Below are 23,106 nucleotides of genomic sequence, written 5' to 3' on the forward strand. Positions count from 1 at the left end.
ATTGCCACGCAGGATGCGTGGCTTTTTAATCCTAGATTGGAGTAGGCCGCGGTGTTCATGTACAATTGGATGGAAAGAGATCCCAAACAATTCGAATTTCTGCATCGTTTAGTCGGGTATGCAAGTTTATCCCTGATTATGGTGGTCTATCACTACACCTACGCCGATACCAATTATCAAATTTACCTTCCGTTTTTTCTTACTTTTTTATTACTGATAATTCCTAAATTTTCGCGTTGGCTGCAATATAAATATAGTCATCAAGCCAAGCGTAATATCCTGTTTATTATTGATATTGTGGTAGTCGCAGTATGTTTGTCTGCGGTACATCTGAATTTGGTACTTACTTTTGCCGCTTTATTTGCGCTGCTATATACCGCCATTTATATTAAAGTTTCTTTCTTTTTGGTGGCATTGGCATCCTTATTGGCGGTCACAGTTTTTTATTTTTGTAATATTTTTATTTTTGGTTTTAACGAATATTTTGAACAAAGCAGTACCGAACTTACGATTTTAGCCTTTTTATGTATGATCTTTTACTTTGGCATGGGCAGTGCCTATCAGGCACGTCGTATCCGCTATACCACGGCAAAGAAAGACCATTACTACACACAAATGAACCGCTATATGGAATTTGCGAATCAGCTTAGTCGCTATGCACCTTTGCAGTTGTGGCAATCGATTATGAAAGGTGAGTCGGAAGCGAAAATTGAATATAAACGTAAAAAAATGACGATTTTCTTTTCTGATATTCAAGGCTTTACTGAACTTTCTGAAACACTAATTCCAGATGATTTAGCATTCCTGCTCAATGATTATTTAAGCCACATGACCGAAATTGCCAAGCAATATGAAGCGACGGTGGATAAGTTTATGGGTGACGCGATTTTAATTTTCTTTGGTGATCCAAATACGCAAGGTGTTGAACAAGATGCTAAAACTTGTGTAGAGATGGCTATTGCGATGCGTCAGCAAATGAAATTGTTACGCGAACGTTGGGTCAAAATGGGCTATCCGCCTTTACATATTCGTATGGGTATCAGTACAGGATATTGCCACGTTGGGAACTACGGTGCAGCACATCGGATGGCATATACCATTGTTGGGCGTGATGCTAACTTAGCTGCGCGTTTGCAAAGTGCGGCCGAAGTTGATGAAATTTTACTTTCAGATGACACTTATAAACTGATTAAAAATGATTATTTGTGTGCTCCGAAAGCACCGATCTTTTTAAAGGGGATTCAAGGTCCTGTAAAAACTTGGCAAGTGATGGAAAAATATGCGGCCAGCAAGTCGGATTATCAGCGTTGGTTTGACTACGAATATAAAGGTTTTCATTTGTTGCTTAATTTGGATGAAGTGCAGAATTTTGAATATCCTGAGCTAATTACCGTATTAGAAAAAATGATTAAAAGAATTCAAACGCAGCAAAAGCTGACCAACTCACAGGGCATTGTAAAACTTAATCTTGAAGATGAAGTGATTGAACATCCACCTGTTGAAGAAATTGCCAAAACTCATATTCCTGAAAAACACTAAAATTTTTCTTATAATGTAGATCTCGTTTAACTTTTAAATCCTCAAAAATTTTAAATCTAAAGTTGTGCAATAAAAAAACTGCGCCGTAGCGCAGTTTTTTAGAATTAGCATCATTTTATGATTAATGATTTTCTGAAGCATGGTTAATGGTGTATTTTGGAATTTCGACTTCCAAGTCTTCATTGACCACTTTAACCTGACAAGATAAGCGTGAATCAGGCTCTAAACCCCAAGCACGGTCTAATAAGTCAGCTTCAACATCATCCATTTCTTCTAGGCTGTCAAAGCCTTTACGAACAACAACGTGGCAAGTGGTACATGCACAAGACATATCGCAAGCATGTTCAATTTTAATGCCATTTTCAAGTAAGCTTTCGCATAAGTTGGCATTTTGTTCGACTTCAAACTCAGCACCTTCTGGGCAGAATTGCGCATGTGGAAGTACTTTAATACGTGGCATAATCTTTACCTTAAATTAGTTTGAGTTTGACCAGTCGTCGAGTTTAGTGCCTTTAAGTGCTGCATCAATATGTTGATTCATACGAATTGCAGCAAAAGCATCACTGTGTATTTTAAGCTGTTCAACAGCATGTTCAATGGCTTTAATGTCTTGTCCAGTCAATTCGGCTTCCAACTGCGCTTTGGCAGTATTTAAAGCTTCTAATTGTTCTGGGCTTAATAGTTGTGCATCTACTTTTAAGGCTTGTTGTAAAGCTTCAAGTTCACGTTGTGCTTCAACTTTGGTTTCATGCAAATGACGCAATTGCTTGTCTTCTTCTGCATATTTGAAACCATCTAGCAGCAAACGCTCGGTATCTGCTTCAGATAAACCATAAGATGGCTTGATGTCGATATTTGCAGTCACACCAGAAGTGGTTTCTTTAGCAGAAACACTGAGCAAGCCATCAGCATCGACTTGGAACGTAACTTCAATGCGTGCCTGACCCGCAGTCATTGGTGGAATACCGTGTAGCACAAAACGACCTAAGCTACGACAATGTTCTACCAAATCACGCTCACCTTGTACCACATGAATCAACATGGCAGTTTGGCCATCTTGATAAGTGGTAAATTCTTGGCGACGTGCTACAGGAATTGCAGTATTGCGTGAAATTAAGCGTTCTACCAAACCGCCCATGGTTTCTAAACCCAAAGACAGTGGGGTAACGTCTAATAGCAACGAACCATCTTTGCTGTTACCAATTAGTTGATTGGCGGTAATTGATGCACCAATTGCAACCACTTCATCTGGGTTAATTGTGCATAATGGTTCTTGATTAAATACTTCACGAACAGCTTTTTGCACGGCATAAGAACGTGTTGAACCACCAACTAAAACTACATTTTGAATGTCATCTAGGTCAAGTTTGGCATCGCGTAATACACGTTTGCATACACTAATGGTTTTATCTAAAGCAACCTGAATAATACTTTCAAAGTTTGCGCGGTCTAATTGCAGCGTGTGCTCTAACAGTTTTAATTCAACACTTTCTGCATTGCTGAGCGCTTCTTTGGCTTTACGTGCAGACACAATAAAGTGTGCATATTCTGCATCATCTAAACTTTCAATATTCAGCTGTTTTTTTGCCCATTTAACAATCAGACGATCTAAGTCATCACCACCTAAAGCAGTGTGGCCGCCTGTGGCTAAAACTTCAAAAACACCTTGAGAGAAACGTAAAATAGAAACGTCAAACGTACCACCGCCCAAGTCGTAAATCACATAGTTACGGTCTTGAGCCAAGTTGGTGTCTTGATCTAAACCGTAGGCAACCGCTGCTGCAGTCGGTTCATTCAATAAACGCAATACTTTTAAACCTGCAAGCTCGGCAGCGTCACGTGTGGCTTGGCGTTGAGCTTCATCAAAATAAGCAGGAACAGTAATCACTGCACCATTTACAGGGTTTTGTAAGCTGGCTTCTGCGCGGTCTTTGAGTTGTTTAAGTAATTCTGCCGAAATTTCAACAGGTGTTTTACGGCCTTGAGCTGTTTCAAAAGCAGGCATTTGATTGTCTTCACCCACTAACGTGTATGGATGTTGAAATTTAATGTCCGCTTTAGAACGACCCATAAAACGCTTGACTGAAACAATCGTGTTTTTAGGGTCTGTAGTAATAAATGGCGCAGCAGCATTGCCATAATGTGTATTTTGCTCTGCATAATGGACGATAGAAGGCAGTAGCACGCGACCTTGCTCATCATGCAAGACTTTGGCTTTACCAGAAAGAACTGTGGCAACCAATGAATGAGTGGTGCCTAAGTCAATGCCAATCGCAATGCGATGTTCATGCGGTGCACTTGATTGACCTGGTTCTGCAATTTGCAAGAGCGCCATTATGTAAAATCCTTTGCCCGTTAAATATTAAAATACAAACTAAAATTAAAAATCATCGTCTAAATCAAAACTGTCATCATCAAGGAAACGATCTTCAGCTTTGTCTAGGTCAGCCATAACTTTCATGAAAAAGCGTAATTTACGCACAGTGTCACGCGCTTCTGCCCAATCTTCTTCGGCATAGTCAATTTTAAATTCACGGACTAAGCCATCAACCCATTGTTGTACTTCAACCTTTAATGACCGTAAGTCATCGGCACAGTTGGCATCATCCAATTGCTCACGAATTTCCAAGGCATCTTGTAAAAATTCAAAGTCATGGATGGATTGATCGAGATGATAATCTTGCTTTTTCAATGAGAGTAAATATGCAGCACGACTGTCTACCGCAGAGAGTTGTTTAAACGCCTGATTAATTTTACTAGATTTAATCAAGGCTTGATCTTTGTCTTCGGCTTTGTCGGGGTGATATTGCTGCTGTAGCTTTAAAAATTCAGCTTTTAAAGTAGCGAAATCAATATCGAGTGCAACAGGAAGATTAAACAACTCAAAATGATTCATGGGAGATGGAATCCGCAATTAGTGTGCAAAATTGGCTGCATAAATGCAATTAAAACAGTGTATTGTACACTGTTTTAAGCTAAAAAGAGGGAGGTGGCGTTATACCGTGAACGATTCACCGCAGCCACATTCACCTTTTTTATTGGGGTTGTTAAACTCGAAACCTTCGTTTAAACCATTTTTGACATAGTCCATTTCCATGCCATCTAGGTAAACTAGGCTTTTCGGATCAACGAAAACTTTAACACCAAACTGTTCAAACATTTGGTCGTGCGTATCGACTTCATCTACAAATTCGAGTACATAAGCCAAACCAGAACAGCCTGAAGTTTTCACACCAACGCGAATACCTTGACCCTTACCGCGATTCTTTAAGTAATTGCTGATATGAGTTGCAGCATTTTCAGTTAAATTGATCATGAAAACTCCGTTTGTTTTTCCACAAAACTTAGCAAATTAAGCTTTGGTCTTTTTGCTGCGATAGTCTTCTACAGCAGCTTTAATTGCATCTTCTGCCAATACAGAGCAGTGTACTTTCACTGGTGGAAGGGCAAGTTCGGTAGCAATATCAATGTTCTTGATCGCTTGTGCTTCATCTAAAGTTTTACCTTTAAGCCACTCAGTAACCAAAGAACTAGAAGCAATGGCAGAACCACAACCATAAGTTTTGAAACGTGCTTCTTCAATCACGCCTTCGTCATTCACTTGAATTTGCAGACGCATTACATCGCCACATGCAGGTGCGCCCACCATACCTGTACCAACGTTTTCAGCATTTTTGTCTAAAACGCCAACATTACGAGGGTTTTCGTAATGATCAATTACTTTATCGCTATAAGCCATGTCGCTTCTCCAAACCTCGGGGTCAGCCTTAATATAAATATGGGGGTGAATTTACCTTTATCAATCTAATGGCTTCCTGTCAAAGCCATTAGATTTGGGATGAATTAGTGTTCAGTCCATTCTACTTTAGAAAGGTCAATCCCTTCTTTATACATATCCCAAAGCGGTGAAAGTTCACGTAACTTTTCAACAGCAGCTTTAGTCACAGTTAGGACATGATCAATATCTTCTTCAGTGGTGTATTTACCAAAACTGAAACGAATTGAGCTGTGTGCAAGTTCGTCTGAAAGACCTAGTGCACGTAATACATAAGATGGCTCTAAAGTCGCTGAAGTACACGCAGAACCTGAAGATACCGCAGCATCTTTAAGAGACATCATTAAAGATTCACCTTCAACAAAGTTGAAGCTGACGTTTAAATAGTTGGCTACGTTTAGTGTTGGGTGACCATTCAGGAAAACTTGTTCCATGGTGTTCAAGCCATTCCAAAGTTTGTCGCGCAATACACGTAAACGGGCTTGTTCAGAAGCCAAGTTTTTGCCTGCAAGTTCAAATGCTTCGCCCATACCTACAATTTGGTGGGTTGCAAGTGTGCCTGAACGCATGCCACGCTCATGACCGCCACCATGCATTTGTGCTTTTAAGCGTACGCGTGGACTGCGGCGTACAAATAGCGCACCAATACCTTTAGGGCCATAGATTTTGTGTGCAGAGAAGCTCATTAAGTCTACTTTTAAGGTAGATAAATCAATTTCTACCTTACCTGCAGCTTGCGCAGCATCAACGTGGAAGAAGATTTTTTTGGCACGGGTGATTTCGCCAATTGCAGCGACATCGGTAATCGTACCAATTTCGTTATTGACCATCATCAACGACACTAAAATTGTGTCTGGACGAATTGCCGCTTCAACCATTTCAGGTGTAATTAAACCTGTTTGTGGTTGTGGCTCTAAGTACGTGATTTCAAAACCTTCAGATTCAAGCTCACGGCAGGTATCTAAAATGGCTTTGTGTTCAATTTTAGAGGTAATAATGTGTTTGCCTTTAGACGAATAGAATTGTGCTACGCCTTTTAGTGCAAGGTTATCTGATTCTGTTGCACCAGAAGTCCACACGATTTCACGTGGGTCTGCTTTGATCAAGTTCGCAACTTGTTCACGTGCATATTCAACTTTTTCTTCTGCTTGCCAGCCATAAGCGTGCGAACGAGAAGCGGCATTACCGAAAGTCCCATCAAAAGTCAGGCACTCCATCATGCGTTCTGCAACTTGAGGATCTACAGGAGTGGTTGCTGCGTAGTCAAGATAAATTGGACGTTTCATGTCAAATACCTGTAACCGATAACAGAGCTGAATCAAACGGTGCTGTGTTCTGGCGAATGGCAACAGTTTGTACGTTGTCACGCGCAACTAAATCAGCAAGTGAGATTTTAGCGAGATAGTCGGCAATATGATGGGAGAGTTCCTGCCATAAGTCGTGAGTCAAGCACATTGCACCATTTTGACAGTTGCCTTTATGGTCGCAACGCGTTGCATCAACAGTTTCGTTTACGGCTTCAATGATTTCTAGCACAGTGATTTCATTTGCACTACGTGCTAAATGGTAACCACCGTTAGCACCGCGAACACTAGACACTAAGCCGTGGCGCTTAAGTTTTGCGAATAACTGCTCAAGATAAGCAACAGAAATAGTTTGACGGGCTGCAATTTCAGCAAGCGTGATCGTTTGTTCAGTTGGCTGCAAAGCTAAATCAAGTAGAGCAGTCACTGCGTAGCGACCGCGAGTTGTTAAGCGCATGATTCGATACACATGATTAGACTAGATATGGGTATTCTATGAATCCCGACTAAATTAGTCAAGTATTTTATTGTGATATTGTGCGCGAGGATTTACGCTGTTTTTCTTGATATTTTAATGCGTTTAAACGATCCATAAATTATACACTAATAACGTAATTAATAGTACTGTTATTACACCAAAGACGATGTTAATGCGCTTTTGACGACGTTCAATCCGACGAATACGGTTTTTATGCTGTTTAAGCTCAACTTGTAGGGTGTTGATCTTAGAGCGTTGTTCATCAATTTTGTCTAAAAGTGGGGCAATGCGCTTTTTAGAACCAATCACTTCTTGTTCTTGCGGTGCTTCTTTCAGCCATTGTTTCCAGTCAGCTAAAACTTTGGGTGCACTAAAATGCAAAATTAGATCACGAAACTCATCTTTAAGGGTAATGTCACCATCTATACGCATGTGTTTAATACTGCGACGATTACCTAAAATAAAGATTTTAAATAAATCTATGAGGGTGGTGCGCACATCTAAATCGACAGCTTGTTCAGGTGCTTTGCTGTCAAATAAGATGCCGTTTGGATTGAATTCCACGTAAATGTCGAAATAAGGAATATAGCTATTAATTTTAATGGTGATTTTCTGGTCGACAAACTTTTTAGCCTGCAAAGCGACCACACGATCATGTTTTAGAATAAAGCTAAAAATTGTTTCCAGCACAATCATGAGCATGGTCAGCAACAAATGTGGATTACTTTGTCTTTGTTGCGAATCACTCATAAAATCAAATCCCTAAATCTAAAGTTGAATTCCTTGTTTTGCGCTTCGTTGAGAATACATTCTAAGAAGCGCAGCGAATAATCTTGCTTTGTAGAACAGTTTAGCAAAACGATCAAGTATTTAATTTGCTATTATGAAAGCATTTTGTAGGTTTATTACATTTATGTGCGCATAAAATAAGCAGGAGAGAGGTTCATGGAAAAAACGACGGATAGCGTAGAAGAGCATTTGCTTGAATCAGAAACCACATTGAAAAATAAAGATAAATTACGCTCAGGACGTAAATCATCACTCGATTTTCGTAAATATACCAAGCAAATTTGGCTAGCAGGTTTAGGTGCATTTTCACGCGCAGAAGAAGAAGGCAATAAATTGTTTGACTCTCTGGTCAAGGTGGGTGAGGAATTAGAATCTAAAACTACAGAAATTGCCGATCAAACAGTTGAAAAAGTGTCTGAAAAAGCCAAAGAGTCGGTCATTGATACTAAAGATAAAGTTGAGCGTTTAATTGACCATAGCGTCAATCATTCTTTAAATAGAATTGGCTTGGTGACAGCAAAAGACCTACAACATTTGGAGCAATTGGTACTGCAATTACATGCCAAAGTCGATGCGTTGATTGAAGAAAATAAACAATTAAAAGAAGATGTTGCGAAAAAGTAATTCTGTGCAAAGGGGGCTTAAAGGATGTTGCTTTATTATACATCGGGTATTTTAGGGCAAAACTGAATAGAGGCTAACAGTTCCATCGTTTTTACCATTTATTTTGCATAAAAGCGTGCAGGGAGTATTGCTTTTACCCTCAAAGCATTGCTATAAAGGCGTTACGGTAATTTAAATTAAATCTCTGGACCTTAAATAAACGATATTAAGAGGACGTAATTTTCATGAATAAATCAGAATTAATCGATGCAATTGCAGAGAAAGGGGGATTGTCTAAGACTGATGCAGGTAAGGCCTTAGACGCAACAATTGCTTCTATTACTGAAGCGCTTAAAGCGGGTGATACTGTAACCCTCGTTGGTTTTGGTACATTTAATGTGAAAGAGCGTGCTGCTCGCACAGGTCGTAACCCACAAACAGGTGCTACACTTGAAATTAAAGCAAGCAAAGTACCAAGCTTTAAAGCGGGTAAAGGTTTAAAAGATTCAGTAGCATAATCTTTTAAAATGCCAAGAAAGCGCGCCAATTGGCGCGTTTTTTATTAATAATGTCAATAAACGGCTTCAACGCATTCATTCGTTGAGGGTTTTCAGTTAAAATCTCGCACAAATAAAATATTGGAATACTTATGGAATCTTTTCGTAAAGTTATTAAGGGTTGGTTGGGCAAAGTTTTGCTCGTCTTGTTCTTGACCCCTTTAGCACTTGTAGGTATTGAAGGATATTTTAGTGGAGGTCAGTCTGAAGACACTGCACAAACAGTCAATGGTCAGCAAATTTCAAAACGAGAATTAGATAATCTGACCAATTCCTTGAAAGAACAATACTTGGCCTATACCAATGGTGATGAAACACTATTGAATCAAAATTATATTCAAAACAAAGCCAAAGATACGTTGGTTGCACGTACCTTGTTATTACAACAAGCTGAGAAATTAGGGATTTCTTTGAGCGATGCACAAATTGAACAAATGATTGCACAGCAACCGAATTTCCAACAAGATGGCAAGTTTTCTGAAAGCTTGTATGCGAACTATCTGCAATCTGTAGGCATGACCAATCAGGCGCTTGTGGCAAATTTACGCCAAGACCATGCGTTAAAAATGCTGAGTGCTAGCTTTACCGATTATGCTTTAGTTAGCCCGTCTGATATTCAGCAAATTGCCAATTTACAAACCCAGCAACGTACTTTGCATTTATCTAGCATTAAGTTAGATGACTACAAGAAAAACATCACCACAAATGCACAAGAGATTGCTGCGTATTATGAACAGCACGCCAATGCCTTTAAACAGGTTGCTAGCGTTGATGTCGATTACATTGTGGTGACTCCAGCCAATATTGCACCTGCAAATACGGCTGTCACTGACGCAGAGTTACAACAGGCTTATCAAAAGTTTGTCGAAACTCAAAAAGGTGCTGCTGTACCGACAGTGAAACATATTTTAATCACCACCGATGCGCGTGATGATGCCGCAGCTAAAAAACTTGCAGAGCAAGCCGCAGCTGAAATTAAGCAAGGTACAAGCTTTACTGCAGCTGCACAAAAGTATTCGGATGATCCTGAGTCTAAAGCCAAAGGTGGTGAGGTTGCAGGTTATGAAGCAGGCGTATTTGGCGATGCCTTTGACAAAGCCGTGGGTAGCTTAAAATCTGGTGAAGTATCACAGCCGATTAAAACTCAATATGGCTATCATGTGATTCAAACAGAAGGTGCTACAGTTCAAGTCCCTGCGTTTGAAACTCAAAAAGCACGTTTAATGGCAGAGTTGCAAAAAGCCAAAACTGAAAATGCGTATACCGATACCATCAACAGCTTAAATGAATTGGTGGTGAGTAGTGATGCTTTAGATGTTGTGGCAGAAGAAGTGAAAACGGCCAAAGTCGAATCTGTTAATGGTTTAACTTTGGCGGCGCAGCATCCTGTTTTAAGCCAGCCATCTGTCAAAGTTAAATTGTTTAATGATGATGTGAAAAATGGCGATCGCAACGCATCGAGTAACATTACTTTAGCCAATGGCGATGTGGTATGGGTGAAAGTGCGTAATTACCATGCCGCAGGTGTGCAAACTTTAGAAGAAGCAACACCCCGCGTAAAAGCTAAACTGATTGAGAAAAAAGCCTTTGATGCAGCGAAAAAAGATATTCAAGCTGCGTTGGATGCCTTTAAAACTCAACCTGCAGCGACCGTTTTGGCGAAAAACCAAATCCGTTTTGAAAATGCAGGCACATTCACCCGTGCAGATGGTTTGTTAAAGCGTGAAATTGAACGTGCTGCATTTAGTGTGCTTGCGCCTAAAGATGGTATGTGGTCAGTAACAACAGCATCTATACCAAATGAATTGGTGGTGGTAGCTGTATCAAATGTAAACGATACTACATCGAATGCTTTAACGCCTGAGCAACTGAAAGAGTTAGCGCAGTTGTATCAACAATTACGTGCTCAACAAGAGCTAGATGACTATACGCAATATTTGAAATCGAAAGCGAAAATCAAATAAGTGATGAACATCTACAAAAAAACCAGCAAATTTGCTGGTTTTTTTGTGCATCTAAAATGATTAAGTAAGCAGTTTCAAGATTTATTCAGCGCGAATTTTTAGCTCATAACCTGTGTATTTACGAATGTTGATGACACCTGTATCCAAGATTAAATATTGCCCTTTAATTCCTTGCAGTTTGCCGCGAATGATTGGGGTTTTATCTAAGTTATGCGATTTAATTTTCTCAGGATACTGTTCTACAGGGTACACAAATTCACGCGGAAGTTCCTGATCTAAAAGCTCTACCGTTTCGTTGAATTCAAGGTTTTGACTAAACTCATCACGAATGGTCTGAATTTTAGGCGCAAACTCTTCAATCAGTTGTTCACGCACTTCAATTAGGTTTAGCGGCTCTGCTTCGCCTTTGAGTAGTTTGCGCCAGTCGGTTTTATCTGCGACTTGTGTACCAAACATAACTTCCAATTGCCCAGATAAACGGCGTGAGCCGACTTTCATAATTGGCAAGGCTTGAGTTGCGCCCTGATCTAGCCAACGTGTTGGCATTTGACCTAAACGGGTGATTCCCACTTTTAAAGCACTTGAATTGGCTAAATATACGATGTGCGGTTGAAAGCAGACTTCTTGAGCAAAACTATCTTCACGACAGGTACCTAAATGATAGTGACAGGTCTCAGGCTTCATGATGCACATATCGCAAGATGCTTTGGTTTTAAAACACTTGAAACAATGTCCTTGCGAATAGGATTTTGGTGTTTTCACACCACAAGAAACACAATAAATATTGCCCGTCCATTCCAGTTCAAGTTCTTGCCCAAGCTGAAAAGGCAGGTCAATTTCTGCACGGTCTAGAATAAATTTATATTCAACATTTGCCTTGTGTACCTGTTCATCAGTTACACTATGGTCCTTAAGACCTGCGTGCATTTTATGGCAAATGCCTTGTAGTTCCATAAGAATACTCTCTCGAAAATGAAGGAATGCAGTGATGGCTGAAATGCGTTTAATTCAAGCATTAATTGATGATTTATCTCAACAACAGCCAATTTCTACTGCATTGTGTATAGGGCAAAATATTGAAGCAAGCCCGAAGTATAACAATCAAGCGGCTGATGAGCAGCCAACTATCCAATGGCAGTATTTTAGCGCATTGGCATTTTTAAATCTGCCTTTTACCCAACGTTTTGATTTGGCAGTTGTATTTTTAGATGCTGCCGATTTTGCTGCGCAGACACCACAACACACCTCGCAAATTTTGGTGAAGCTACGTGATTTATTGGCAAAACGTATTGTGGTGATTGCTGCGCGTGAAGATGAGCAATTGCTTAGAGCGCTTGGTTTTACGCAATTGATTGAACATCGCTTTGAGCAGCATCATTTGTGCTTATGGCAATTTAATATTTTGACTTATAAGCACGTGCCTGATTGGTTTAATTCTAAGTTTTGGGCAAACCCTGAAAATTGGGATAAATTCCGCTGGTAAGTGCTGAATTACGATCACAAAATTCTAATAATGATAATTAATTCACATAAATTTAGGATATTGCAAAATTTAACAATTTCAAGCGCGCAATTCAGTCAAAACTTCGTATGCTGTCATAAGGGCATTATTAGGAAAATAAAATGACCAATTTAAGCAATATTGTTGAAATTTTAGCAAAGCAGGCATTGGGCGCGAATCAGCAATCTAATCAATCTCAAGGCGGATTGGGTGGTATTTTAGGTTCGGTTTTGGGGCAACTTGGTGGTAATAACCAACAATCTGCGCAAGGCGGCTTGGGTGGCATTCTTGGTTCGGTACTAGGTCAGTTAGGTGGGCAACAACAGCGTTCTGCTACAGGTGCTTCAGGTACACAAAGTTTATTGATTGCAGTTTTGCCTTTGGTGTTGGCATGGATTCAAAAACAGGGTGGCTTGCAAGGTGCTTTGGATAAACTCAAAGGACAAGGCTTAACCAGTCAGGTGGATGATTGGGTGTCTACAGGCCCAGGTGAAAATGCGCATGTAGGTGCTGAACAAGTACAAAGTTTATTTGATGATGCCGATGTAGAGCAGGTCGCACAGCAAACTCAGGCGCCAAAGCAAGATATTTATAATGCGATTTCTGCAGTATTGCCGCAAATTATTGATTCATTGACACCACAAGGTGAGCAAACTAGCAAACAAGAAGCCAATGATGATATTCAACAAGTGATGAATTTAGTGTCTGGATTTTTAAAGCGTTAATATTGAAAAATTCAGCTTTGCAAAACTGACTTGAATAAACTAAGCCAGCAAGTTTGTTGGCTTAGTTTTTATTTGGTTTTTTAAGTATGCAAAAAACACGCCGAAGCGTGTTTTTTGGTTTTTTAAGTTTGGTTAGACTTAGAAGTCGTAACGGAAACCCAAAGAAAGACCTAAAGCATCTTCGTCATTCACGCCACCAACGTTGTTTGAGCGACCTTGTGACCATGGTGTTAAGTTAGATTTTTTGTCATTAAGCATAGTTGCAAGGTTTGCGTATACACGTACGGCCTTGTCTAAACGGTGCTCTACACCCACAGCCAATAATGTTGCATTTGCATCATCTGCATCTACATCACGATGGAAGACTTGACCGCGTACATAAGTCTTCGGTGTAACTTTATAATCCGCTGCTACGCCAAATACTTGTGCATCTGGGTTTGCAGTTTCATTATCATGTGTTAACAATTGATATAAAGCACCAACGTTTAACTCAGGTGTGATTTTGTATGCAGCGGCAATACGGAAGCCATCACGCTCACCACGACCAGCATCTTCTTCATAGTGCTCATAAGCAGCAGCAAAATCGACTTTGCCTTCTTTATAAGTTAAAGCTAAGTCATAAGCTTTATCATCACGATCAGCTTTAGTATTTGTTGTTGTAGTGCCTGGAACAACAACTGTAACTGGACCGTCTACAGTATTAATGACTGTAGTTTTTTGTGAGGTTGTAGATGTGAAACCAGCACTATTACCTTCATGTAAAGAAAGTGCAGCTAGAACATTAAAACCGCCACCAAATTTAGGTGATTTATATTCAATTGAGTTAGCATTACGCTCATCAAAACGTAAGTTACCAGCACGAGTTACGTTACGGATGTCACCAACTTGGTCACCAAAGAAGTTGACTGGACCACGTGCAGCTTTAAATGGGCTGTCAAAACGACCTACACGCGCTTGACCGAAGTCACCTTTTAAACCTACAAAAGTATCACGAGTAGCAAACTCTAAATCATCATTTGCAGAACCGCTAGCAAAGTTAATTTCTTGTTCAATTTGACCAAAAACAGTCATGCCATTTTCTAATTTTTGTTCAGCTTTGAAGCCTAAACGTGATGAGTTAGAAGAAAGACCAACTTCGTTGTAGTCTTTACCATCATCAAGATAGTCTAAAGATACGTGTGCACGACCATAAACTTTAACATCAGCAGCCATCGCTAATGCTGGTGTTAAAAAGGTTGCCCCAACTGCTAATGCGCAAAGCGTTTTTTTCATGTGTAGCTCCAATACAGACTATTGTTTTTTAGTCCTAAACATTGTTCAGAAGTAGGGTTGATCTACCGCTGTTCTCTATTGGTGCTAAGTATTCCTTACAAATGCGACAGTAATATTAAGGAAATATTTCAAAATTATTAAAAAGTACAAATTAGATCAAAAACTTACTTTTATTCGCATTTTTTTAGTGACTGAGTTTTTAAATTTAGAAAAAATATATGAAATGAATAACTTAATTGCAAGCAGACTGAAATGCTATTGTCATAAACTGCTTGAAAAAATGCAGGGTTAAAGTATGAGATGAAAAAAATGGAGCAGGTGCTCCATTCATTTTTGCTGCTTATTTTGGAAATATTTTAGAGCGCTGCTTTAATTTTTTCCGCTTGGGCTTTAATTTTGTCTTGGTCGCCCATTTGTGCAGCATGTTTCCCAAGCTGATGTACCGACGTCGGAATTAAGTGAAAATGCACGTGGGGGACAGTTTGACCTGCGCTTGTACCTGACAATTGCATTAACACGATACCATCTACACCCAAAGCTTGCTGCATTGCTTTTGCAATTTTTTGCACAATTTGAATGGTATATGCTGCTGCATCTGCAGGTAAATCCAATAAAGTTACTGCAGGTGTTTTAGGAATCACGAGAGTGTGACCATCGGCTTGCGGCATGATGTCCATAAACGCAAGCACTTGGTCATCTTCATACACTTTAATTGCAGGAAGTTCGCCACGTAGAATTCTTGCAAAAATATTTTGATCATCGTAAGCCATTATGATTCCTTAAATTCAGCTTTGATATTTCAGAACGGTTATTTACAGTTCAGTTCTTTTTGACGTTCTTTGATTGCGTCAAGACGTTGTTGTTCTTTTTCAGAAAACTTAGGTTTGGTTGTATAGCAGTTGTCATTACCAAAACGTGCTTTAGCTTCTGGGTCTTTGAAGCAGAACCCTTTAGATGCATAAATAACATCGTGGTCATTTTTAAGTTTTTGACATTCTTGTTCGGATGCAAAAGCAGTTGAACTTGCCCCAATTAAAGTTGCAAGGCTTGCAAATACGGCAATGCTAAACTTGTTCATAAGAGTTTCCTCTATTTAATGATGGTGTGACTAGCCACTTAATACACATTATTGGGTTTATGGCTGTATATTCAATGGCGAGTTCTTACTCTAGGGTAATATTACTCCATAATTCATACATTTTCACAGCAGTGGAAAAATCACTGTCTTTTTCTGCGGTTAAATTCGCTGCTTGAATCAGGCTTTGGGTTAAAGCCAATACAGGTGCAGGCAAAGCTGCTTCATGGACTAAATCTAATGCGATACCTGTGTCTTTAGCCAGTAAAGGGAGTGCAAAAGTATTTGGAAAAGCGCGATTCAGTACTCGCTGCGGCAAAATCATTTCCGTTACTGCGCTTTTACCACTTGAAGCATTTATGCATTGCAAGGCCTGATTTAAGTTTACGCCATGTGCTTTTAAGGTGGTAAAACCTTCAGCTGCAGCACACAAACTCACTGCCATTAACATATTATTCACCGCTTTTACGGCAAAGCCAGCACCAGGTTCACCCACATGCTGAATCACTTTACCAAAAGCCTGAATTGCAGGTAGGGCTTTTTCAAAAGCAGCAGCTTTACCGCCAATCATGACTGTTAATGTGGCATTTTCTGCACCAATGGTTTGTCCGCTTACAGGTGCATCTAAAAAGTCGATCTGTTGTGCTTCAAGTTGTTGTACCAATTTTTTAGCACTTTCGGGTACGCCACTGGTGCAATCGACCCAGACTGAACCTGCTTTAAGTTGAACTTGTGCAATCAGGTTTTCAACTTCGGTACTGGTGGGCAAGCAAGAAAAAATAATATCTGCTTGCACCGCTTGAGCCAATTCAACCGCTTGTGTGCCATATTCAGCAGCATGTTGCTCGGCTTTGGCAAAGTTACGATTCCAGACATAGACCGTATCAAAATGTTTAGGTAAATGGGCTGCCATGCGGTAGCCCATTGCGCCTAAGCCAATAAATGCAACAGATTGAATCATGTTTTTGCTCTCTTTATGCAATTTTGCTAGATCGTTGTTCTAACCAAGTGGTCAGTTTAGGCCAGAATTCATTGGCACTTTTTTGACTGGACATTAAACCCAAATGTCCACCTGGAATAAGAGTAAACGTGACATCGGTACTACTTGTCAATTCACATAAAGGTTGAGCAGCTTCAGCAGTGACAATTTGATCGCTATCACCCGCACCGACCAAAAGTGAACAATGAATATTTTTAAGGTCTATCTGATGTTGTTTGAGTTGAATATGACCTTGTTTGAGTGGGTTTTGCAGCCATACATTCAATACCATGTCCTGATTAATCCCACCCGGATAATCAATCATATTATTTAAAAAAATGGCTAAAGTTGCGTTTTCATGCAAGGTTTGTAAGTCGTGCAGATTCGACAGCATCTGTTTATTGCTTTCCAGCCATGCTCTAGGGTCTAAAATCTTAAAACCAATCGCATTGATTAAACCCGGTGTATGAATTAAATGCTTTGGAATTTTTCCTGAATAAAAGGCATGTTGCAATTTGGGATATTTAGAAATCAGTTGATTGGTCAGTTGAAAGAGTTTACCAACCCGCCCCGAAGCATAGCTATCTACAGGGCTACCCAAAACCATCAAGTTTTTAATATGAGTTGTTTGTTGGTCGGCGGTATAAAGCATGGCAAAAATACCCGCCATACTCCAACCATGTAGTGAAATTTGTTCGACTTTGGCGTGTTGTAAAATGAGTTGAATACAATTAGGGATTGCATCCTGAATAAAAGCCATAAAATTTAAATGACAATGTTGATAGGTCAATTGTCCCCAATCAACCAAATACACATCAAAACCGCTATGCTGAAAATGTTTCACTAAAGAGCGATAAGGATATAAGTCATAAATCGACATGGTAATTGCTAAAGGCGCAACAAAAACCAGCGGCTCTTTATATTGCTTATCTGGCGAAGCGTAATAGCGAATCTGCGCATACTTATAACGTGCCACGATGTCGTATGGCGTGGTCTGAGATAAGATCAAATCACGGCTTTTAAATAAGCGAGTGCTGAGGTTTTTAAGCTTTTTTCGGTGCGGATTAAATTTTCTTTGTAGCTGATTCATGAGGTGTTCCATCACACGTGGCGCCGATTTGAATGAAGTCTAAGCGATATTTATACATTTTACCTTGACCTTAAATGCGCTTGGCGCTCAAAATGTTGGCAATTATTTAACAAACAGGTCTTAGGACTAAGTTTAGGGCTGAGCAGTAAAGATGAGTCAACACGACGACATTGAATATCAATTAGATACTTTGGCAATTCGTACCGGACACAACCGTACAATTGAAGGCGAACACAGTGAGCCAATTTTCCTGACTTCATCATTTGTTTGTGAAAATGCTGCCGATGCAGCTGCAAAATTCTCAGGTGAAATTGAAGGCAATACCTATTCACGTTATACCAACCCAACTGTACAGGCTTTTGAAAAACGCTTGGCAGTATTAGATGGTGCAGAACGTGCGGTTGCGACAAGTTCGGGTATGGCGGCCGTTCATGCGATCACTTTGGCTTATCTTAAAGCGGGTGATCATGTAGTCTGTTCACGTGCTGTATTTGGCTCGATCATTTCACTATTTGAAAAATACGTGATGAAGTTTGGTGTCGATGTCACTTTTGTTGATTTAGAAGATTTAGACAGTTGGAAGCAAGCGATTCGTCCAAATACGCGTTTGTTATTTATTGAAACACCATCAAATCCATTGGCACAAGTAGGCGATTTACAAGCCATTGCCGATATTGCACATGCAAATAATGCTTTATTTGCAGTTGATAACACCTTCTGTACCCCAGTTTTACAACAACCAATTAAATTTGGTGCTGACCTAATTATCTACTCATCGACCAAATATATTGATGGGCAGGGACGTGCTTTAGGCGGCGCTGTGGTGGGCAAAGATAAACTGGTTGAAGAAATCAACGGTGTGATTCGTACTTTGGGTAACTCATTAAGTCCATTTAACGCATGGATTTTCTTAAAAGGTTTAGAAACTTTAAGCCTGCGGATGAAAGCACATTGCGCTAGCGCACAAAAACTTGCCGAGTGGCTAGATGCACATCCAAAAGTTGAAAAAGTGTATTATGCAGGTCTGCCGCATCATGCGGGGCATGAGTTGGCGAAAAAACAACAGTCTGGCTTTGGTGGTGTTGTATCTTTTGTGGTGAAAGGCGAGCGTGAAGGCGCGTGGACTGTGATTGACAACACACGCTTCCTATCTATCACCAGTAATTTGGGCGATGTAAAATCAACCATTACCCATCCTGCAACAACATCGCATGGCAGAATGACCCCAGAAGCCAAACAAGCAGCAGGTATCAGCGAAGGTTTAATTCGTGTTTCTGTTGGCTTGGAAGATATTGATGATATTATTCGCGACATCGAGCGCGGTTTAGACCTCATTTAAAACTAAATAGATCATTTGTTCGGAGATTTTTATGAACATTAATATGTTGATGCAGCAAGCACAGCGCATGCAAAAAGAAGTGGAAAACAACATTAAAAAAGCCAAAGAAGAACTTGCGCAAACTGAAGTGCATGCAGAAGCAGGTGGTGGTTTAGTGAAAGTGACTATGACCTGCCGTAATGTGGTCAAACGCATTGAAATCAACCCTGAATTATTGCAAGACGATGCAGACATGATTGAAGATTTGATTGCCGCTGCAATGAATGATGCTGCCCGTCAAGCCGAAGCAATTTCTGAAGAAAAAATGAAGTCTGCAAACTCAGGCATGGGCTTGCCACCGGGCTTGGCTGGTTTATTCTAAGGAACGGCGTATGTTTAGTGATCGTTTTGATCAACTGGTACAAGCGCTACGCATTTTGCCAAGTGTTGGGCCAAAATCGGCTCAACGCATGGCATTGCACCTGATTATGAAAAATAGAGAAGGTGCAGTCGGTTTGGCTCATGCTTTGAACGAAGCTACTAGCTATATTCATGAATGTTCAATTTGTCACTCATTAACGGAAGATGAAGTCTGCAATATTTGCGCCTCACATGATCGTGATGCACACTTACTTTGCGTGGTGGAATCTCCGGCCGATGTCATGGCGATTGAGCAAAGCGGCAGTTTTCGTGGCAAATACCATGTTTTAGGTGGACACTTATCACCTTTAGATGGCATTGGGCCTGACGAAATTGGTATTCCATATCTGGTTCAGCGTTTAAGTGATGGCAACATTACCGAAGTCATTTTGGCGACCAATGCAACCGTAGAAGGTCAGGCGACAGCGCACTATTTGGCAGAAGCGACCAAACATTTGCCTGTGCAGATGACCCGTATTGCGCAAGGTGTGCCGCAAGGTGGCGAACTTGAATATGTCGATAGCCATACTTTAAGTCAGGCGGTGCATAATCGGATGCGAATGAAATAAGCATTTAGGTGCTTATTTCATGTGAATAGTCATTTGATAAATCATCCACAAAAATGATTACTTGCCTTTAAAGCCAATAAAAAATCAAATTAAGATAAAAAAACGATAAAAAATTTAAATTTTCACTGTATCGACTTAGAAATAAGATAAAAATTGAAAATACTGGACATATTTTTATAGCTAAATGCTATTTAATGTTTAAAATGAACCCCTAGAGAATCCTGTTTTACCTGCTCGCTATGTTCCAATTTATTCACCAACAAAAAGACTTTGAAAATGTCTTGGCATTAATGAGCCAAAACAGCATTTATGGTTTAGACACCGAATTTATTAAGGTTGATACTTTATGGCCAAAATTGGGTGTATTCCAAATTAATGTGAATGATCAGGTCTATTTGTTAGATGGCACTTCTTTAAATTTAAGTGCATTTTGGGAAAAACTGTTTCAAGCGCAGCAAAATATTTTTCATGCCTGCGGTGAAGATATTGATTTAATTTATCATTATGCACAGCAAAAAAACTTAGATAACGTGTTTGATACCCAAGTTGGCATGTCATTTTTAGGGCATGGTTTACAAGTCAGTTATCAAAACGCTTTAAAAACCATGCTCAATGTCGATATTGATAAAGGGCAAACTCGCTCAGACTGGCTTGCACGTCCGTTGTCCGATGAGCAGTTAAATTATGCTGCCAATGATGTGTTGTATCTAATGCAATTGGCAGATAAGGTACAAACCGACTTAAAACAAAATTATTTACTGGATTTTGCACAAGAAGATTGCCGCAATTTAACTCAGGAAATTGGTGAAGAAACACCTTTAGAGTTGTTGTATCAGGATGTGGGCAACTATCGTCATTCACGCCGTCAACTCATGCAATTGCAACAATTGGCCGTTTGGCGTGAGCAAATGGTAAAAGCCTTAAACCAACCACGTAGTTTTATTTTGCGTAATTCTACTATGCTGGACTTGGTCGAGAAAAATCCTAAAAATCAGTTCCAGCTCAGTACTATTAAAGATTTACGTGCGCATATTGTGCGTGAACATGGCAAAACTATTTTAGATTTAATTAAATATTTGCCTGATCAATCACAATGGCCATTACGTATGGCGCGACCAATTCGTCATTCTTCAAAAGAAGTGGGCGAAAATGTAGAACAGGTGATTCAACGTGCCGTACAGGAAACTCAAATTCCAAAAGAAGTTTTGCTGCGTAAAAAATGGCTCAATGCGCTTTATCAGCATGTGGTATTTCATAACGATGAGCAAGATTTGCCTAACTATTTGTTAGGTTGGCGTTATGAATTACTCACCAAGCCTTTAATTGAAGTTTTACATGCCGACGAGCGTTATTTGTCTGGTCAGATGAAAGTTGCTGAATAAATCAAACCGATCCACATTTTAAATAAAGCCGTTTTTCACCTGAAAATGGATGAATTTTCACGCCATTCTTTGTTTGAGTGTAAACATAGACCAATGCGTTAATAATGGTTAATGTATCTCGGTTTTTTTTGTTGTATCCTTTGACTGAGTTTTTAGAGTTTTGTTGTTTATGCACTGTTCAATTTATAAATCGAGCAAAAAAGATGAGATGTATTTATACATCGCCCGTCCTGAGCAAACTGAAGATCAAGCAGAAGCGTTTAACCCGCTAGAGGTTTTACCTGAGCCAATGCGAGTTGCATTTGGTCGTGCGACATTTGTAATGGATTTGCAACTGTCTGAAAGCCGTAAGTTGGCACGTGTGAATGTTTTGCATGTCATGGATTCTATTCAAACACGTGGCTTCTTTATTCAAGTGCCACCAGAAGGCTTAATTAACCCAAATGCCGTTGAACCAGAAGGTTTACGTGGTGCTTAAGCTTTATTCAGGAGTTGAGAAATGAATAGTGTGATGACTGGATTGGATTCAATTCCTGAAACTGCAATTGCTGTTTCTGTTTATTTGTTGGGGAGTGCCATTATTTTATGGTGCTGGTACGAAATTGCCAAACGCTTGCCCAATCCGTTAGGTGGTATCACTTGGATTGTGCTGTTTGCAATTTTACTTACCCCAACAGTATCAGAAGGCAGCAATGCAGCACTTGCCCCAGCCATCTTTGGACTTCTTTTTGGTGTTTTAACCAAAGAAACCCCATTGGTTTGGTCTAATTTATCTGCCATTTTATTTGTGATCGGTCTTGGCTTATTGATCGGTTATTTCTGGTCAAGATACTGTCTTAAACAAACGACTTATAAAGCCAAGAAAAATACCTCACCACTGTAACTAAAACAATTAAGGTAAAATCATGTCTGTTGATGCGCAACAATTTTCGGGTACAGATCAGTACATTGCGACTGATAGTTTAAAACTTGCGGTGAAAGCCGCACGTGCTTTGCAAAAACCGCTTTTGGTGAAAGGTGAGCCAGGTACAGGTAAAACCTTATTGGCAGAGCAAGTTGCTAAAAGTTTGGGTTTAAAGTTGATTACATGGCACATTAAATCGACCACCAAAGCGCAGCAAGGTTTATATGAATATGATGCAGTGTCGCGTTTGCGTGACAGCCAACTGGGCGATGACCGTGTGTATGATGTTAAAAACTATATTAAACCCGGGAAATTGTGGGAAGCATTTACCAGCGAAGAACGCTGTGTGTTGTTGATTGATGAAATTGACAAGGCAGATATTGAATTCCCAAATGACCTGCTACATGAACTCGATAAAATGTCGTTTTATGTTTATGAAACAGGCGAAACCATTACGGCAACACAACGTCCAATCGTGATCATCACATCAAATAATGAAAAAGAGTTGCCAGACGCTTTTTTACGTCGTTGTTTCTTCCATTATATTGATTTCCCAGATGAAGCGACCATGCGCGATATTATCGATGTGCATTTCCCGAATATTTCAAGCACATTGGTTTCAGAAGCTTTACAAGTTTTCTTTAAATTGCGCCAAGTTCCGGGCTTAAAAAAACCACCATCTACGTCTGAATTAATTGATTGGTTAAGCCTATTGATGGCAGATGACATGCCGGAAGATATTTTGCGTAATAGCGATAAAAGCAAAGCCATTCCGCCTTTATACGGTGCATTAATCAAAAATGAACAAGATGTGCAATTGCTTGAGCGTTTAGCCTTTATGTCGCGCCGTTAAGGGAGGACA

General features: G+C 39.9%; 27 protein-coding genes. 13 read left to right on the forward strand and 14 right to left on the reverse strand.

From position 1 onward, the window contains the following. Nucleotides 1–57 precede the first annotated feature (57 nt). Complete coding sequence (locus FTU35_RS09610) at nt 58–1,539, forward strand: adenylate/guanylate cyclase domain-containing protein (protein ID WP_004976658.1); 1,482 nt, start codon at nt 58–60, stop codon at nt 1,537–1,539. Between the two features lie 121 nt (nt 1,540–1,660). Here the strand turns inward: FTU35_RS09610 and fdx are convergent, their stop codons facing one another. From fdx to FTU35_RS09650, 8 genes are all read right to left on the reverse strand, one after another. Then, complete coding sequence (gene fdx / locus FTU35_RS09615; protein WP_004976656.1) at nt 1,661–1,999, reverse strand: ISC system 2Fe-2S type ferredoxin; 339 nt, start codon at nt 1,997–1,999, stop codon at nt 1,661–1,663. 15 nt (nt 2,000–2,014) lie between these two features. After that, nucleotides 2,015–3,874, reverse strand: coding sequence for a Fe-S protein assembly chaperone HscA (hscA, locus tag FTU35_RS09620; RefSeq protein ID WP_104851921.1), 1,860 nt, complete (start codon nt 3,872–3,874; stop codon nt 2,015–2,017). Between the two features lie 45 nt (nt 3,875–3,919). After that, nucleotides 3,920–4,435, reverse strand: a complete 516-nt coding sequence (gene hscB / locus FTU35_RS09625) for a Fe-S protein assembly co-chaperone HscB (protein WP_154320767.1) — start codon at nt 4,433–4,435, stop codon at nt 3,920–3,922. A 99-nt stretch (nt 4,436–4,534) separates the two neighbouring features. Then, a complete protein-coding gene (iscA, locus tag FTU35_RS09630; protein WP_004976650.1) occupies nt 4,535–4,855 on the reverse strand; it encodes an iron-sulfur cluster assembly protein IscA in 321 nt (106 codons plus the stop codon). A gap of 36 nt (nt 4,856–4,891) precedes the next feature. After that, nucleotides 4,892–5,278, reverse strand: coding sequence for a Fe-S cluster assembly scaffold IscU (gene iscU, locus FTU35_RS09635; RefSeq protein WP_004976649.1), 387 nt, complete (start codon nt 5,276–5,278; stop codon nt 4,892–4,894). Between the two features lie 104 nt (nt 5,279–5,382). Continuing rightward, nucleotides 5,383–6,600 carry an IscS subfamily cysteine desulfurase gene (locus tag FTU35_RS09640; protein WP_004976647.1) on the reverse strand — a complete coding sequence of 406 codons (1,218 nt, stop codon included), beginning with the start codon at nt 6,598–6,600 and terminating at the stop codon, nt 5,383–5,385. Between the two features lies 1 nt (nt 6,601). Next, complete coding sequence (locus tag FTU35_RS09645; RefSeq protein ID WP_004976645.1) at nt 6,602–7,075, reverse strand: Rrf2 family transcriptional regulator; 474 nt, start codon at nt 7,073–7,075, stop codon at nt 6,602–6,604. 123 nt (nt 7,076–7,198) lie between these two features. Beyond that, complete coding sequence (locus FTU35_RS09650; RefSeq protein ID WP_004976643.1) at nt 7,199–7,846, reverse strand: hypothetical protein; 648 nt, start codon at nt 7,844–7,846, stop codon at nt 7,199–7,201. Between the two features lie 195 nt (nt 7,847–8,041). Between FTU35_RS09650 and FTU35_RS09655 the strand changes: the two genes are divergently transcribed. The 3 genes from FTU35_RS09655 to FTU35_RS09665 all read left to right on the forward strand — a co-directional run bounded on the left by FTU35_RS09655 (nt 8,042) and on the right by FTU35_RS09665 (nt 11,009). Further along, nucleotides 8,042–8,509, forward strand: coding sequence for a phasin family protein (locus FTU35_RS09655; RefSeq protein WP_004976642.1), 468 nt, complete (start codon nt 8,042–8,044; stop codon nt 8,507–8,509). 224 nt (nt 8,510–8,733) lie between these two features. Continuing rightward, nucleotides 8,734–9,006: an HU family DNA-binding protein gene (locus FTU35_RS09660; RefSeq protein WP_004976639.1), complete on the forward strand. Its 273-nt coding sequence runs from the start codon at nt 8,734–8,736 to the stop codon at nt 9,004–9,006. Nucleotides 9,007–9,137: 131 nt separating this feature from the next. Next, entirely contained in the window at nt 9,138–11,009 is a 1,872-nt protein-coding gene (locus FTU35_RS09665) for a SurA N-terminal domain-containing protein (protein WP_131261456.1), read from the forward strand. Between the two features lie 81 nt (nt 11,010–11,090). Here the strand turns inward: FTU35_RS09665 and FTU35_RS09670 are convergent, their stop codons facing one another. Then, nucleotides 11,091–11,963 (reverse strand): DUF2797 domain-containing protein, encoded by an 873-nt coding sequence (locus tag FTU35_RS09670; protein WP_131261455.1) that lies wholly within the window; start codon nt 11,961–11,963, stop codon nt 11,091–11,093. Between the two features lie 34 nt (nt 11,964–11,997). On the opposite strand from FTU35_RS09670, the gene FTU35_RS09675 reads away from it, so the two are divergent. Both FTU35_RS09675 and FTU35_RS09680 read left to right on the forward strand, forming a co-directional pair. Continuing rightward, complete coding sequence (locus FTU35_RS09675) at nt 11,998–12,492, forward strand: DUF6231 family protein (RefSeq protein WP_004976635.1); 495 nt, start codon at nt 11,998–12,000, stop codon at nt 12,490–12,492. A gap of 140 nt (nt 12,493–12,632) precedes the next feature. Beyond that, nucleotides 12,633–13,235: a YidB family protein gene (locus FTU35_RS09680; protein WP_004976634.1), complete on the forward strand. Its 603-nt coding sequence runs from the start codon at nt 12,633–12,635 to the stop codon at nt 13,233–13,235. A gap of 138 nt (nt 13,236–13,373) precedes the next feature. Here FTU35_RS09680 and FTU35_RS09685 read toward each other — a convergent pair whose 3' ends face one another. The 5 genes from FTU35_RS09685 to FTU35_RS09705 all read right to left on the reverse strand — a co-directional run bounded on the left by FTU35_RS09685 (nt 13,374) and on the right by FTU35_RS09705 (nt 17,651). Then, nucleotides 13,374–14,507, reverse strand: coding sequence for a porin (locus FTU35_RS09685; protein ID WP_096901442.1), 1,134 nt, complete (start codon nt 14,505–14,507; stop codon nt 13,374–13,376). Between the two features lie 356 nt (nt 14,508–14,863). Continuing rightward, nucleotides 14,864–15,277 carry an HIT family protein gene (locus FTU35_RS09690; RefSeq protein ID WP_004976632.1) on the reverse strand — a complete coding sequence of 138 codons (414 nt, stop codon included), beginning with the start codon at nt 15,275–15,277 and terminating at the stop codon, nt 14,864–14,866. A 38-nt stretch (nt 15,278–15,315) separates the two neighbouring features. Continuing rightward, a complete protein-coding gene (locus tag FTU35_RS09695) occupies nt 15,316–15,585 on the reverse strand; it encodes a YARHG domain-containing protein (RefSeq protein WP_136144520.1) in 270 nt (89 codons plus the stop codon). 85 nt (nt 15,586–15,670) lie between these two features. After that, the gene (locus FTU35_RS09700; RefSeq protein WP_096901444.1) at nt 15,671–16,543 is read right to left on the reverse strand and encodes an NAD(P)-dependent oxidoreductase; all 873 of its coding nucleotides are present in this window, start codon (nt 16,541–16,543) and stop codon (nt 15,671–15,673) included. A 13-nt stretch (nt 16,544–16,556) separates the two neighbouring features. Then, nucleotides 16,557–17,651: an alpha/beta fold hydrolase gene (locus FTU35_RS09705; RefSeq protein ID WP_154320766.1), complete on the reverse strand. Its 1,095-nt coding sequence runs from the start codon at nt 17,649–17,651 to the stop codon at nt 16,557–16,559. 151 nt (nt 17,652–17,802) lie between these two features. Between FTU35_RS09705 and FTU35_RS09710 the strand changes: the two genes are divergently transcribed. The 7 genes from FTU35_RS09710 to FTU35_RS09740 all read left to right on the forward strand — a co-directional run bounded on the left by FTU35_RS09710 (nt 17,803) and on the right by FTU35_RS09740 (nt 23,097). After that, on the forward strand, nt 17,803–18,990 hold the full coding sequence (locus FTU35_RS09710; RefSeq protein WP_096901446.1) for an O-succinylhomoserine sulfhydrylase: 1,188 nt from the start codon (nt 17,803–17,805) through the stop codon (nt 18,988–18,990). Between the two features lie 31 nt (nt 18,991–19,021). Further along, nucleotides 19,022–19,351 carry a YbaB/EbfC family nucleoid-associated protein gene (locus tag FTU35_RS09715; RefSeq protein ID WP_004976621.1) on the forward strand — a complete coding sequence of 110 codons (330 nt, stop codon included), beginning with the start codon at nt 19,022–19,024 and terminating at the stop codon, nt 19,349–19,351. A gap of 10 nt (nt 19,352–19,361) precedes the next feature. Further along, nucleotides 19,362–19,958: a recombination mediator RecR gene (recR, locus tag FTU35_RS09720; protein ID WP_004976618.1), complete on the forward strand. Its 597-nt coding sequence runs from the start codon at nt 19,362–19,364 to the stop codon at nt 19,956–19,958. Nucleotides 19,959–20,197: 239 nt separating this feature from the next. Beyond that, nucleotides 20,198–21,340 (forward strand): HRDC domain-containing protein, encoded by a 1,143-nt coding sequence (locus FTU35_RS09725; protein WP_096901447.1) that lies wholly within the window; start codon nt 20,198–20,200, stop codon nt 21,338–21,340. 169 nt (nt 21,341–21,509) lie between these two features. After that, nucleotides 21,510–21,818 (forward strand): YcgL domain-containing protein, encoded by a 309-nt coding sequence (locus tag FTU35_RS09730; RefSeq protein ID WP_004976615.1) that lies wholly within the window; start codon nt 21,510–21,512, stop codon nt 21,816–21,818. Nucleotides 21,819–21,839: 21 nt separating this feature from the next. Then, nucleotides 21,840–22,223: a hypothetical protein gene (locus FTU35_RS09735; RefSeq protein WP_096901448.1), complete on the forward strand. Its 384-nt coding sequence runs from the start codon at nt 21,840–21,842 to the stop codon at nt 22,221–22,223. Between the two features lie 22 nt (nt 22,224–22,245). Beyond that, nucleotides 22,246–23,097, forward strand: coding sequence for a MoxR family ATPase (locus FTU35_RS09740; RefSeq protein ID WP_004976610.1), 852 nt, complete (start codon nt 22,246–22,248; stop codon nt 23,095–23,097). Nucleotides 23,098–23,106: the final 9 nt, after the last annotated feature.

The organism is Acinetobacter sp. YH12095 (assembly GCF_013419245.1).
In the GTDB taxonomy this organism is placed as follows: Bacteria; Pseudomonadota; Gammaproteobacteria; order Pseudomonadales; family Moraxellaceae; genus Acinetobacter; species Acinetobacter towneri.

Excerpts from the sequence above, each read along its gene's own strand:
- FTU35_RS09610 (WP_004976658.1), top strand. The coding sequence starts at position 58 with ATGTACAATTGGATGGAAAGAGATCCCAAACAATTCGAATTTCTGCAT.
- fdx (WP_004976656.1), bottom strand. The coding sequence starts at position 1,999 with ATGCCACGTATTAAAGTACTTCCACATGCGCAATTCTGCCCAGAAGGT.
- hscA (WP_104851921.1), bottom strand. The coding sequence starts at position 3,874 with ATGGCGCTCTTGCAAATTGCAGAACCAGGTCAATCAAGTGCACCGCAT.
- hscB (WP_154320767.1), bottom strand. The coding sequence starts at position 4,435 with ATGAATCATTTTGAGTTGTTTAATCTTCCTGTTGCACTCGATATTGAT.
- iscA (WP_004976650.1), bottom strand. The coding sequence starts at position 4,855 with ATGATCAATTTAACTGAAAATGCTGCAACTCATATCAGCAATTACTTA.
- iscU (WP_004976649.1), bottom strand. The coding sequence starts at position 5,278 with ATGGCTTATAGCGATAAAGTAATTGATCATTACGAAAACCCTCGTAAT.
- FTU35_RS09640 (WP_004976647.1), bottom strand. The coding sequence starts at position 6,600 with ATGAAACGTCCAATTTATCTTGACTACGCAGCAACCACTCCTGTAGAT.
- FTU35_RS09645 (WP_004976645.1), bottom strand. The coding sequence starts at position 7,075 with ATGCGCTTAACAACTCGCGGTCGCTACGCAGTGACTGCTCTACTTGAT.
- FTU35_RS09650 (WP_004976643.1), bottom strand. The coding sequence starts at position 7,846 with ATGAGTGATTCGCAACAAAGACAAAGTAATCCACATTTGTTGCTGACC.
- FTU35_RS09655 (WP_004976642.1), top strand. The coding sequence starts at position 8,042 with ATGGAAAAAACGACGGATAGCGTAGAAGAGCATTTGCTTGAATCAGAA.
- FTU35_RS09660 (WP_004976639.1), top strand. The coding sequence starts at position 8,734 with ATGAATAAATCAGAATTAATCGATGCAATTGCAGAGAAAGGGGGATTG.
- FTU35_RS09665 (WP_131261456.1), top strand. The coding sequence starts at position 9,138 with ATGGAATCTTTTCGTAAAGTTATTAAGGGTTGGTTGGGCAAAGTTTTG.
- FTU35_RS09670 (WP_131261455.1), bottom strand. The coding sequence starts at position 11,963 with ATGGAACTACAAGGCATTTGCCATAAAATGCACGCAGGTCTTAAGGAC.
- FTU35_RS09675 (WP_004976635.1), top strand. The coding sequence starts at position 11,998 with ATGGCTGAAATGCGTTTAATTCAAGCATTAATTGATGATTTATCTCAA.
- FTU35_RS09680 (WP_004976634.1), top strand. The coding sequence starts at position 12,633 with ATGACCAATTTAAGCAATATTGTTGAAATTTTAGCAAAGCAGGCATTG.
- FTU35_RS09685 (WP_096901442.1), bottom strand. The coding sequence starts at position 14,507 with ATGAAAAAAACGCTTTGCGCATTAGCAGTTGGGGCAACCTTTTTAACA.
- FTU35_RS09690 (WP_004976632.1), bottom strand. The coding sequence starts at position 15,277 with ATGGCTTACGATGATCAAAATATTTTTGCAAGAATTCTACGTGGCGAA.
- FTU35_RS09695 (WP_136144520.1), bottom strand. The coding sequence starts at position 15,585 with ATGAACAAGTTTAGCATTGCCGTATTTGCAAGCCTTGCAACTTTAATT.
- FTU35_RS09700 (WP_096901444.1), bottom strand. The coding sequence starts at position 16,543 with ATGATTCAATCTGTTGCATTTATTGGCTTAGGCGCAATGGGCTACCGC.
- FTU35_RS09705 (WP_154320766.1), bottom strand. The coding sequence starts at position 17,651 with ATGAATCAGCTACAAAGAAAATTTAATCCGCACCGAAAAAAGCTTAAA.
- FTU35_RS09710 (WP_096901446.1), top strand. The coding sequence starts at position 17,803 with ATGAGTCAACACGACGACATTGAATATCAATTAGATACTTTGGCAATT.
- FTU35_RS09715 (WP_004976621.1), top strand. The coding sequence starts at position 19,022 with ATGAACATTAATATGTTGATGCAGCAAGCACAGCGCATGCAAAAAGAA.
- recR (WP_004976618.1), top strand. The coding sequence starts at position 19,362 with ATGTTTAGTGATCGTTTTGATCAACTGGTACAAGCGCTACGCATTTTG.
- FTU35_RS09725 (WP_096901447.1), top strand. The coding sequence starts at position 20,198 with ATGTTCCAATTTATTCACCAACAAAAAGACTTTGAAAATGTCTTGGCA.
- FTU35_RS09730 (WP_004976615.1), top strand. The coding sequence starts at position 21,510 with ATGCACTGTTCAATTTATAAATCGAGCAAAAAAGATGAGATGTATTTA.
- FTU35_RS09735 (WP_096901448.1), top strand. The coding sequence starts at position 21,840 with ATGAATAGTGTGATGACTGGATTGGATTCAATTCCTGAAACTGCAATT.
- FTU35_RS09740 (WP_004976610.1), top strand. The coding sequence starts at position 22,246 with ATGTCTGTTGATGCGCAACAATTTTCGGGTACAGATCAGTACATTGCG.